General features: G+C 61.0%; 7 protein-coding genes. All 7 read left to right on the top strand.

Translation table 11 applies throughout. The annotated features are described in order from the left end of the window. Nucleotides 1–14 precede the first annotated feature (14 nt). The 7 genes from BK670_RS26270 to BK670_RS26240 all read left to right on the top strand — a co-directional run bounded on the left by BK670_RS26270 (nucleotide 15) and on the right by BK670_RS26240 (nucleotide 12349). Nucleotides 15–992 (top strand): dipeptidase, encoded by a 978-nt coding sequence (locus BK670_RS26270; protein WP_123454157.1) that lies wholly within the window; start codon nucleotides 15–17, stop codon nucleotides 990–992. A 77-nt stretch (nucleotides 993–1069) separates the two neighbouring features. After that, a complete protein-coding gene (locus BK670_RS26265) occupies nucleotides 1070–1600 on the top strand; it encodes a DUF5943 domain-containing protein (RefSeq protein WP_008083165.1) in 531 nt (176 codons plus the stop codon). A gap of 15 nt (nucleotides 1601–1615) precedes the next feature. Then, entirely contained in the window at nucleotides 1616–3676 is a 2061-nt protein-coding gene (gene dgcA, locus BK670_RS26260) for a dimethylglycine demethylation protein DgcA (protein ID WP_123454155.1), read from the top strand. 210 nt (nucleotides 3677–3886) lie between these two features. Next, entirely contained in the window at nucleotides 3887–5836 is a 1950-nt protein-coding gene (gene dgcB, locus BK670_RS26255; protein ID WP_123454153.1) for a dimethylglycine demethylation protein DgcB, read from the top strand. Next, complete coding sequence (etfA, locus tag BK670_RS26250; protein ID WP_123454151.1) at nucleotides 5836–7056, top strand: electron transfer flavoprotein subunit alpha; 1221 nt, start codon at nucleotides 5836–5838, stop codon at nucleotides 7054–7056. The genes dgcB and etfA overlap by 1 nt, the downstream gene beginning before the upstream one ends. 10 nt (nucleotides 7057–7066) lie before the next feature. After that, nucleotides 7067–7837, top strand: coding sequence for an electron transfer flavoprotein subunit beta (gene etfB, locus BK670_RS26245; RefSeq protein WP_123454149.1), 771 nt, complete (start codon nucleotides 7067–7069; stop codon nucleotides 7835–7837). Between the two features lie 1059 nt (nucleotides 7838–8896). Next, nucleotides 8897–12349 carry a GMC oxidoreductase gene (locus BK670_RS26240; RefSeq protein WP_123454147.1) on the top strand — a complete coding sequence of 1151 codons (3453 nt, stop codon included), beginning with the start codon at nucleotides 8897–8899 and terminating at the stop codon, nucleotides 12347–12349. The last annotated feature ends 75 nt before the right edge of the window (nucleotides 12350–12424 follow it).

Below are 12424 nucleotides of genomic sequence, written 5' to 3'. Positions count from 1 at the left end.
TAAGGGGACGCCTGATGAGCCCAGCCGAATTACACGCCGACAGCATCGTTATCGACGGTCTGATCATTGCCAAATGGAACCGCGAGCTGTTCGAAGACATGCGCAAGGGCGGTCTGACGGCGGCCAACTGCACTGTGTCGGTGTGGGAAGGCTTTCAGGCGACCGTGAACAATATTGCCGCCAGCCAGAAGTTGATCCGCGAAAACAGCGACCTGGTAATGCCGGTGCGCACCACTGCCGACATTCGTCGCGCCAAGGAGCAGGGCAAGACCGGCATCCTCTTCGGCTTCCAGAATGCCCACGCGTTTGAAGACCAGATCGGCTATGTCGAGGTGTTCAAGCAGCTCGGCGTCGGCATCGTGCAGATGTGCTACAACACCCAGAACCTGGTTGGCACCGGTTGCTACGAACGCGACGGCGGCCTGTCGGGTTTCGGGCGCGAGATCGTTGCCGAGATGAACCGCGTCGGCGTCATGTGCGACCTGTCCCACGTCGGTTCCAAGACCTCGGAAGAAGTCATCCTCGAATCGAAAAAACCGGTCTGCTATTCCCACTGCCTGCCGTCGGGTTTGAAAGAGCACCCGCGCAACAAGTCCGATGAGGAACTCAAGTTCATCGCGGACCATGGCGGTTTTGTCGGCGTGACCATGTTCGCGCCGTTCCTCGCCAAGGGCATCGATTCGACCATCGACGACTACGCCGAAGCCATCGAATACGTAATGAACATCGTTGGCGAAGACGCCATCGGCATCGGCACCGACTTCACCCAGGGGCACGGTCAGGACTTCTTCGAATACCTGACCCACGACAAGGGCTACGCCCGTCGTCTGACCAGCTTCGGCAAGATCATCAACCCGCTGGGCATCCGCACCGTCGGCGAGTTCCCGAACCTGACCGAAACCCTGCTCAAGCGCGGCCGCTCCGAGCGGGTGGTGCGCAAGATCATGGGCGAAAACTGGGTCAACGTCCTGAAAGACGTCTGGGGCGAATAAGCCACCGCACTTCTGAATCCTTTCCCCCGGCCGTCCGCGCCGGGGGCAACAAACCAAATTTCTGGAGTTAAGTTTCCATGGCCAAGATCGCCCCGCAATTGCCAATCGAAGTCGACAGCGAGACCGGTGTCTGGACCTCCGACGCCCTGCCAATGCTCTACGTACCACGGCACTTCTTCGTCAACAACCACATGGGCATCGAAGAGGTTTTGGGCGCTGAAGCCTATGCCGAAATCCTCTACAAGGCCGGCTACAAGTCCGCCTGGCACTGGTGCGAAAAAGAAGCTGAATGCCACGGCCTGGAAGGCGTCGCGGTATTCGAGCACTACATGAAGCGCCTGTCGCAACGCGGCTGGGGCCTGTTCAAGATCCAGGATATCGACCTCGACAAAGGCACTGCCAGCGTCAAGCTCGAACACTCCGCATTCGTCTACGTCTACGGCAAGGTCGGGCGCAAGGTCGATTACATGTTCACCGGTTGGTTTGCCGGGGCCATGGATCAGATTCTTGAGGCGCGCGGCAGCAAGATTCGCACCGTCGCCGAGCAAGTCTACGGTGGCTCCGAAGAAGGCCACGACGACGGCCTGTTCACCGTCAAGCCGTTGTAAGTCGAGGAACCCGCCATGGCTTTCGAAGCAATGTTCCAGCCGATTCAGATCGGCAAACTGACCATCCGCAACCGCGTGCTCAGCACCGCGCACGCCGAGGTCTACGCGACTGACGGTGGCATGACCACCGAGCGCTACGTCAAATATTACGAAGAGAAAGCCAAGGGCGGCATCGGCCTGGCGATCTGTGGCGGCTCCTCCGTGGTCGCCATCGACAGCCCGCAGCAGTGGTGGAGCTCGGTCAACCTGTCCACCGACCGGATCATCCCGCACTTCCAGAATCTCGCCGACGCCATGCACAAGCACGGCGCCAAGATCATGATTCAGATTACCCACATGGGCCGGCGCTCACGTTGGGACGGTTTCCACTGGCCGACTCTGATGTCACCGTCGGGCATCCGTGAACCGGTACACCGTGCGACCTGCAAAACCATCGAGCCGGAAGAAATCTGGCGGGTGATCGGCAACTACGCCCAGGCTGCGCGCCGGGCCAAGGCCGGTGGTCTGGATGGCGTCGAATTGTCCGCCGTGCACCAGCACATGATCGACCAGTTCTGGAGCCCGCGCGTCAACAAGCGTACCGACGAATGGGGTGGCACCTTCGAAGGCCGGATGAAGTTCGGTCTGGAAGTCTTGAAAGCTGTGCGCGCCGAGGTCGGTGATGATTTCTGCGTGGGCATGCGCATCTGCGGTGACGAGTTCCACCCGGACGGCTTGTCCCACGAAGACATGAAGCAGATCGCCAAGTATTACGACGACACCGGCATGCTCGATTTCATCGGTGTTGTGGGCTCGGGTTGTGACACACACAACACCCTGGCCAACGTGATTCCGAACATGAGTTATCCACCGGAGCCGTTCCTGCATCTGGCCGCCGGGATCAAGGAAGTGGTGAAGGTGCCGGTGCTGCACGCACAGAACATCAAGGACCCGAACCAGGCTACGCGCATCCTTGAAGGCGGTTACGTCGACATGGTCGGCATGACCCGCGCGCACATCGCCGACCCGCACCTGATTGCCAAGATCAAGATGGGCCAGATCGACCAGATCAAACAGTGTGTCGGCGCCAACTATTGCATCGACCGCCAGTATCAAGGTCTCGATGTGTTGTGCATCCAGAACGCCGCGACGTCCCGTGAATACATGGGCGTGCCGCACATCATCGAGAAATCCACCGGGCCAAAACGCAAAGTCGTGGTGGTCGGTGCCGGCCCTGCCGGGATGGAAGCGGCACGCGTTGCCGCCGAGCGTGGCCACGACGTGACCCTGTTCGAGAAGAAAGAATTCATCGGCGGGCAGATCACGACCGCATCGAAAGCGCCGCAGCGTGACCAGATCGCTGGCATCACCCGCTGGTTCCAGCTGGAACTGGCGCGACTGAAAGTCGATTTGCGCCTGGGCACGGCGGCCGATGCCGACACCATCATGGACTTGCGTCCGGATGTTGTGGTGCTGGCGGTCGGCGGGCATCCGTACCTGGAGCAGAACGAACACTGGGGCGCCGCCGAAGGCTTGGTGGTCAGCAGTTGGGACGTGCTCGACGGCAAGGTCGCGCCGGGCAAGAACGTGCTGGTCTACGACACCATTTGCGAATTCACCGGGATGTCGGTCGCCGACTTCCTCGCCGACAAAGGCAGCCAGGTCGAGATCGTCACCGACGACATCAAACCGGGCGTGGCCATCGGCGGTACGTCGTTCCCGACCTACTACCGCAGCATGTACCCGAAAGAAGTGATCATGACCGGCGACATGATGCTGGAGAAGGTCTACCGCGAAGGCGACAAACTGGTCGCGGTGCTGGAGAACGAGTACACCGGCGCCAAAGAGGAGCGGGTGGTCGATCAGGTGGTGGTGGAAAACGGTGTGCGTCCGGATGAGGAAATCTACTACGCGCTCAAAGAGGGTTCGCGCAACAAGGGCCAGATCGACGTCGAAGCGTTGTTCGCGATCCAGCCACAACCTTCGCTGAGCGAAGCGGGCGACGGCTACTTGCTGTTCCGCATCGGCGACTGCGTGGCGCAGCGCAACACCCACGCCGCGATCTACGATGCCCTGCGGCTCTGCAAGGATTTCTAACGGCATCACCACCATCACCTGTGGCGAGGGAGCTTGCTCCCGCTGGGCTGCGAAGCGGCCCCAAAACCTGTAGTCGCGGTGTATCAGGCATACACCGGCGACTGTATTGGGAGCGCTGCGCACTCCAGCGGGAGCAAGCTCCCTCGCCACAAGTAGGTGCGTTGCTCTTGCCAGCGCACAAATGACCCCGAGGTCTTTGGGAGCTTCACCATGTTGAACACCCTTCTTCCAATCCTGTTGTTCGCAGCCCTGGGCCTTGGTGTCCTCGGCGCATTGCGGCGGGTGGCGATGTGGCGTCGGGGCCGGGCCTCGAAGGTCGATCTGATCGGCGGCCTGTTCGCCATGCCCAAGCGTTACATGGTCGACTTGCACCATGTCGTGGCGCGGGACAAATACATCGCCAACACCCACGTGGCCACGGCGGGCGGCGCGGTGGCGTCGATCGTGCTGGCGATTCTGGTGCACGGTTTCGGCCTGCATAACCGCATCCTTGGTTACGCCTTGCTGCTGATGACGGCGGTGATGTTCGTCGGCGCGATCTTCGTTTACCTGCGTCGGCGCAACCCGCCGGCACGGTTGTCGAAAGGCCCGTGGATGCGTCTGCCGAAAAGCCTGCTGGCGTTCTCGGCGTCGTTCTTTCTGCTGACGTTGCCAGTGGCCGGGATTCTTCCGGAGAACTTTGGTGGCTGGCTGCTCGCGGCCATCTTGGGAGTCGGCGTGCTGTGGGGCGTGTCGGAATTGTTCTTCGGCATGACCTGGGGCGGGCCGATGAAGCACGCCTTCGCCGGTGCCCTGCATCTGGCGTGGCACCGTCGCGCCGAGCGCTTTGGTGGCGGCCGTTCCACCGGTTTGAAGCCGCTGGACCTCAACGACCCGACCGCACCGCTGGGCGTGGAAAAACCCAAGGATTTCACCTGGAACCAGTTGCTCGGTTTCGACGCTTGCGTGCAGTGCGGCAAGTGCGAAGCGGCGTGCCCGGCCTTCGCTGCCGGCCAGCCGCTGAACCCGAAAAAGCTGATTCAGGACATGGTCGTCGGCCTCGCCGGTGGCACCGATGCCAAATTCGCCGGCAGCCCGTATCCGGGCAAGCCTGTGGGCGAACACAGCGGTAATCCACATCAACCGATCGTCAACGGTCTGGTCGATGCCGAAACCCTGTGGTCGTGCACCACCTGCCGCGCCTGCGTCGAGGAGTGCCCGATGATGATTGAGCACGTCGACGCCATCGTCGACATGCGCCGTCACCTGACCCTGGAAAAAGGCGCAACCCCGAACAAGGGCGCCGAAGTCCTGGAAAACCTGATTGCCACCGACAACCCGGGCGGTTTCGCCCCGGGCGGGCGGATGAACTGGGCGGCGGACCTGAACCTCAATCTGCTCAGCGAGAAGAAATCCACCGACGTGTTGTTCTGGGTCGGCGACGGTGCCTTCGACATGCGCAACCAGCGCACCTTGCGCGCGTTCGTGAAAGTGCTGAAAGCGGCAAAAATCGACTTCGCCGTACTCGGCCTTGAAGAGCGCGACAGCGGTGACGTGGCCCGTCGTCTGGGCGATGAAGCAACCTTCCAGTTGCTTGCCAAACGCAATATCCAGACCCTGGCCAAATACAGCTTCAACCGCATCGTCACCTGCGATCCGCACAGCTTCCATGTACTGAAAAACGAGTACGGCGCGTTCGACGGCAATTACCTGGTGCAGCACCACAGCACCTACATGGCGGAAATCATCCAGGCTGGCGCGCTCAATCTGGGTCAGCACAAAGGCAACAGCGTGACCTATCACGACCCTTGCTATCTCGGCCGCTACAACGGCGAGTACGAAGCGCCGCGTGAAGTGCTGCGCGCCCTCGGCATCGAAGTCAAAGAGATGCAACGTTCCGGCTTCCGCTCGCGCTGCTGCGGCGGCGGTGGCGGCGCGCCGATCACCGACATTCCGGGCAAGCAGCGGATCCCCGACATGCGTATGGAAGACATCCGCGAGACCGGCGCCGAACTGGTGGCCGTGGGTTGTCCACAATGCACGGCGATGCTCGAAGGCGTGGTCGAACCGCGTCCGCTGATCAAGGACATTGCCGAATTGGTGGCCGACGCGCTGCTCGAAGACGCCGCGCCGAACAAGCCCGCCACCCCGGCCAAACGTGAACCTGCGGAGGCCCACTGATGAGCGACATTATCCGCCGCGACCCGCGCGCCGAATGGATTGCGCGTAACCGTCTGCATCCGCTGCATGCGGCGATGCAACCGGCGCAACACAGCTGGATGGGACCCAACGGCATCATCCGCAAGAACCTCCACGGCATCGGTTTTATCGGCCCCAACGGCATCAAACGGATCGACCGCAGCGGCGCGCAACAGGGCGGGGCGGTCAAGCGTTCGGCTACGGTTGAAGTGCAACTGCCGCTGCATCAGGTGCCGGCCCCGGCGTTCTATATCAGCGTGGTGCCGGACATGGTCGGCGGCCGCCTGAGCAGCCATGATCGCGACTTGCTCGGCCTCGCCCATCAGCTTGCCGGCGAGGACGGCGCGGTGTTGGCGGTGGTCTTTGGCGAGCACAAGGAAAGCGCCTTCGCCACCGCAGGTGTGGATCGTTTGTTGGTGCTCGAAGGTGAAGCTTTCAGCGGTTATGCACCGGAGCAACGCGTACAAGGTTTGCGCGCTGTGGATAACCAGTTCAACCCACGTCACTGGCTACTGCCGGACAGCCGCAGCGGTGGCGGCGAACTCGGCCGCCGTTTTACCGCTGCATTGGGCGAACGCCCGGCAACGCGGGTCTGGCAGGTCAAGGATCAGGAGTGCATCGGCCGCGCCGGTGCCGGGCTGCAAGACCTCGCCCGTCCACTCGCACGCTTGATTCTGGCAGCGGCCGAATGCGCCGAACCGGTCAGCGAAACCCGTCACGAAGCACTGCCGGTGGAGTTATCCACAACCGTGGCGCGCAGCCTGTCGCGGATCGAAGATCTCGGCGCCGTGGCCGTGGATCCGGCGGCGATTCCGATGGCCGAAGCCGAATTCATTTTCTCCGGTGGCAACGGCGTCAAGGACTGGGCGCTGTTCCACGAAACCGCCGCTGCGCTCGGCGCTACCGAAGGCGCGTCGCGGGTGGCGGTGGACGATGGCTTCATGGCCCGTGATCGCCAGGTCGGCGCGTCCGGCACCTGGGTCACCGCGCGGGTGTATGTCGCTGTGGGGATCTCCGGGGCGATCCAGCATCTGCAAGGTATTGGCGCTTGCGACAAGGTCGTGGCAATCAACCTCGACCCGGGTTGCGACATGATCAAACGCGCCGACCTGTCGGTGATTGGCGAGAGCGCGGAGATTCTTCAGGCCTTGATCGCGGCGGTTGAGGCTTACCGCAACGACGCCAAGCGCGATGCGGCTTAAGGACATGACCATGACGACGAATGTAATTAGCTTGGTATCCATCGGCGCCCATCCGACATCTGGTCGGCCACGTCGCGCCGATCAGGATGCTCGTGCCGTGGAGCTAGGCCTGCAACTGGCTGGGGATAACCTGCAAGTGCTGCATGCGGGTGATGTCGCGGAACCGGCGTTGCGCGCCTATTTGGGCATGGGCCTGGAGCAGTTGCACGTGCTGGAACAACCCGCGGGTGCCGATGCGCTGCCTGCGCTGACCGCGTATCTGCGCGATGCCGGTGCGCAAGTGGTGCTGACCGGCAGTCAGGCGGAAACCGGGGAGGGTTCGGGGATGTTGCCGTTCCTGCTGGCGGAAGGTCTGGGCTGGCCATTGGTGGTGGGCCTGGCGCAGGTCGAGTCGATCAATGACGGTTCGGCGCTAGTGCTGCAAGCGTTGCCGCGTGGGCAGCGGCGCCGGTTGAAAGTGAAACTGCCGTTTCTGGCGACTGTGGATAACGCTGCGCCAAAACCTCGGCAGAGCGCCTATGGACCGGCGCGACGCGGAGTGTTGCAGGCTGAAGACATCGAAGTGGTGGACGATGAGTTGCTCGCGGTTGCCACTTTGCAGCCGGCCAAGCCACGGCCGAAACGCTTGAAGGTGATCAAGGCCAAAAGCGGGGCGGACCGGATGAAAGCCGCGACGGCCAAGGCCAGTGGAGGCGGGGGGCAAGTGCTAAAGGGCGTTACTGCGCAGGCCGGTGCTGAAGCGATCCTCAAGCTGCTGATCGAAGAGGGCGTCGTCCGCTGACACACCGCAAATCCCATGTAGGAGCTGTCGAGTGAAACGAGGCTGCGATCTTTTGATCTTTAAAATCAAGATCAAAAGATCGCAGCGTGCCGCAGCTCCTACAGGAATGTGCAGTCCGACGATATCGTGGTATTTACCCACAATCCCTGTTGGCGGATCTGTGGATAACGTGTTTGCCCATCCCCGCACCCCACGCCAATCAAGCCCTGCAGCCCTCCGATCAAAAAACAACCAGCCTAAGTCACGGATTTTCAGGGCTTTTTCTCCTGAATAACTGATCAAGTTGCCCCCAATCTCTGTTGGCGCTTCTGTGGATAAGATGTTTGCTCTCTGCTGAGGCGTATATAAACCGTGGCTTTCATCGATATGATCAAAAAATAGTCAATCCATCTGATTGCGCGAGAAATCGGCGCGCAAACCCGGGTTTCACACAGCTTGCAGAGCTTTTCCACAGCACAAGCAAAGTTACCCCCGATCTCTGTTGGCGCTTCTGTGGATAACGTGTTTGCCATCCGCTACAGGCCAATAAAACCGTGGTCTACAAAGATATGATCAAAAAACAGCCAATGCGTCTGGCAAACCGTCCTTCTGGATAAGTCACGATTTTTCTTCACAAATCAGCAGTTTATTTTTCCAGTCATCCACAGTTACCCCCATTTGCTGTGGGTGGCTATGTGGATAACTTGTTTGCCAAACCCTGCAGGCCCCGCCCGGTATAGTCCAAACGGCAATTGATCACATTTCATACAGTTCTAAGACGTTGCCTTGACTTCGATTCCCGCGCTGTCTTCACTGCAATGGCACAAGGACAGCCGTCAGTTATCCACATCAGGTTCTGGGAGAACGCATGATGGATAGTCAGCCGCACCGCCCCCCGCCCTCGCCACGCAAGCGCACGCTCCGGCGCGCCGCCAATCAGCACGCTCGCCTGTAGCGCGCCACACCCGTCAGACCGCTGTGCTGTCGCCGGACTTGAGCCGGTGGCCAGGTGCCCGTTCGTTCATTGATTGCAGGCAACCGCAGAGTTGCCCCCATCTGCCTGATTAGAGGAACCACCTCATGACACGGATCGCAACGCCCATCAGCGAGATCAAGGAACACTACGATGTGATCGTTATCGGTTCAGGCTACGGCGGCGGCATTGCTGCCTCGCGCCTGTCCCGTGCCGGCAAACGTGTGTGCCTGCTCGAACGCGGTCGGGAAATCCAGCCCGGCGAATACCCCAACACCATGATCGCCGCCACCGAGGAACTGCAGGTGCATGACCCGGACGGCCATATCGGCTCACGCACCGGGCTGTTCGACTTGCATGTGAATGCCCAGCAGAACGTCGTGGTCGGTTGCGGCCTCGGTGGCACGTCGCTGATCAATGCCAACGTTGCCCTGGAGCCGGAGCCCGGCGTATTCGACGATCCGCGCTGGCCGCAAGCGGTGCGCGAACACCGCGACACGCTACTCAAGGACGGTTATGCCCGCGCCCGGGAAATGCTCAAACCCAATCCCTACCCGAGCACTGCACCCAACCTGCCGAAACTCGACGCCAACAAGAAATCCGCGGATTATCTCAAGCAAGGCGCGCATTTCTACAAGCCGCCGATCAACGTGACCTTCGACAAACTGCCAAACAACCTCAACCATGTCGGCGTCGAGCAACTGCCGTGCAACCAGTGCGGCGACTGCGTGTCGGGCTGTAACAACAAGGCCAAGAACACCACGCTGATGAACTACCTGCCAGACGCCTGGAACCACGGCGCGGAGATTTTCTGCCAGGCCGAAGTGCGGCACCTGGAGCGCGACGGTGATGGCTGGATCGTGCACTTCCAGTACCTGGACAGCGGCCGCGAGAAGTTCTCTGCGCCAACGTTGTTCGTGAAGGCTGACATCGTCGTGGTCTCCGCCGGCACCCTCGGCTCCACGGAAATTCTTCTGCGCACGCGTGACAAAGGCGTGGTGATGTCCGGCCAGCTCGGCGAAAACATGAGCGGCAACGGTGACATCCTCGGCTTCGGCCACAACTGCGAACAAACCATCAACGGCATCGGTTTCGGTGCGCACCCGGCCAAGGAACTGCACCCGGTCGGCCCGTGCATCACTTCGGTCATCGACATGCGCACCGAAGGTGACTGGCGCAGCCGTATGGTCATTGAGGAAGGCTCGATCCCCGGCGCCCTCGGCCGGCCGATGGTGCCGGCCATGGCCGGGTTTGCCGAGATGATCGGCGTGGCCACGGATGACAGCTTCAGCGGCAAGGTCAAATACAAGGAGCGTGAAGCCGAAAGCTTTCTGCGCGGGCCGTATTACGGCGCACTGCACAACATGCAGACCTACCTGATCATGAGCCACGACAGCGGCCAGGGGCGGATGGTCCTCGATAGCAAGGATCAGCTGCGCATCGATTGGCCGGGCGTTGGCGAGCAGGAGAACTTCAAACTCGGCAACGAACGTTTGCAGCAGAGCACCAAGGCGCTGGGCGGGGTCTGGGTGGAAAACCCGATATGGACCAAGCTGCTCAAGCACAGCATCGTCTCGGTGCACCCGTTGGGCGGTTGCGTGATGGGCGAAGACGCGGCGCAGGGCGTGGTCAATCACAAGGGCCAGGTGTTCAGCGGCGCCAGTGGCACCGATGTTTACGCCAATCTCTACGTGACCGATGGCGCGGTGATTCCGACGTCGCTGGCGGTTAATCCGCTGCTGACCATCTCGGCTGTGAGTGAGCGCAACATGGGCCTGCTCGCCGCCGACCGTGGTTGGCGGATCGACTACACGCTGCCTTCTGCGCCGCGCAAGCAGGTGGCGCCACCGACCCTCGGCGTGCAGTTCACCGAAACCATGAAGGGCTATTTCTCCCGGGCCTTCACTGCGGCGCAGAGCACCGATCTGAAAGTCTACGAAGCGGCGGCCAAACGCGGCGAGGCGGACAATTCGCCGATCGACTTCACCCTGACCATCACCGCCAACGACCTCAACCGCATGATCAAGGAGCCCGAGCACGCGGCAACCATTGTCGGCACGGTGAATGCCCCGGCGCTGTCGCCACAACCGCTGACCGCCAGCAATGGCGTGTTCAACCTGTTCGAGCAATTCGAGCAACAGGTCGATACGCGCCACATGAAGTACGACATGAAACTGACCGCCGAGGACGGCAACGACTATTTCTTCAGCGCCTTCAAAACCGTGCCGGAAGACAACGGCGTGCTGAATATCTGGCACGACACCAGCACGCTGTACGTGACGCTGTATCGCGGGCCGGACAAGACCGGCGAAGTGATCGGCTCCGGGGTGATGCACATTCATCCGACCGATTTCGCCAAACAGATGACCACCATGAAAGTGCTCAATGCGCGCAACGAGCGTGAGCGCATCGAAGGCCTGGCACGCTTTGGCAAGTTCTTCGCCGGGATCCTCTGGGAAAGCTACGGCGGGGTGTTTGCCGGTGATATCTACTTCAATCCCGACGCGCCGCCACGGTTGAAACGGCCGCTGGATGCGCCAACCCCGGCGGTGCATTTCTTCCCCACCGAGGATGGCGTGGAACTGCGCCTGAGCCGTTACCAGGCCGGCAGCAAAGGCCCGGTGATGCTGGTGCATGGCCTGGGCGTGGGCTCGAATATCTTTTCCACCGACACCATCCAGACCAACCTGCTCGAATTCCTGTGCAAACACGACTACGACGTGTGGTTGCTGGATTTCCGCGTGAGTATCCTGTTGCCGGCGAGCAAGAAGGAGTGGAACGGCGACCAGATCGCCCAATACGATTTCAAGGCTGCCATCGCGCAGATTCAGCAGGAAACCAACGCCAAAGATGTGCAATGCGTGGTGCATTGCTACGGTGCGACGACCTTCTTCATGTCGTTGCTCGCCGGTTTGCAGGGCGTACGCTCGGTGGTCTGCTCGCAGATTGCTGCGGACACCGTGGTCGCCACAGCGACCGGATTGAAGGCCGGTTTGCACCTGCCGGGCATGCTCGACGCGATCGGCATCAAGTCGATGACCGCTTACGCCGACAGCAAGGAAAACTGGTTCAACAAACTCTACGACAAGGCGCTCAACGGTTACGCGCGGATCGAGGCGCAGGGTTATTGCACCAACCCGGTGTGCCACCGCATCACCTTCATGTACGCGTCGCTGTATCGCCATGACACCCTTAACGAAACCTTGCACGACAACCTGCACGAGTTGTTCGGTGAGTCGAACATCGAGACCTTCGAGCACCTGGCGCTGATCGTGCGCAAAGGGCATCTGGTGGATTTCAAAGGCAACGATGTGTACATGCCGCACTTTGATCGGCTGACCATGCCGATCTGCTTTATCAGCGGCGCCGACAACCAGTGTTACCTGCCGGAAAGCACCCTCAAGACCTACCAGCGTTTGTGCGAAATGCATGGCCCGGAGCGCTACAGCCGGCAGGTGGTGCCGGGCTACGGCCACATCGACTGCATGTTCGGCAAGAACGCGGTGGTTGATGTCTATCCGATCATCCTTGAACACCTGGAGAAAACGGCCCTTGGTTGATGAAGTCCCTGTGGCGAGGGAGCTTGCTCCCGCTCGGCTGCGTAGCAGTCGTAAACCCGGCAGATGCGGTGTTTC

The organism is Pseudomonas fluorescens (assembly GCF_003732425.1).
Taxonomy (GTDB): Bacteria; Pseudomonadota; Gammaproteobacteria; order Pseudomonadales; family Pseudomonadaceae; genus Aquipseudomonas; species Aquipseudomonas fluorescens_BE.
The sequence above is the reverse complement of the archived record's forward strand: the minus strand, read 5'-3'. Positions and strand labels throughout refer to the sequence as shown.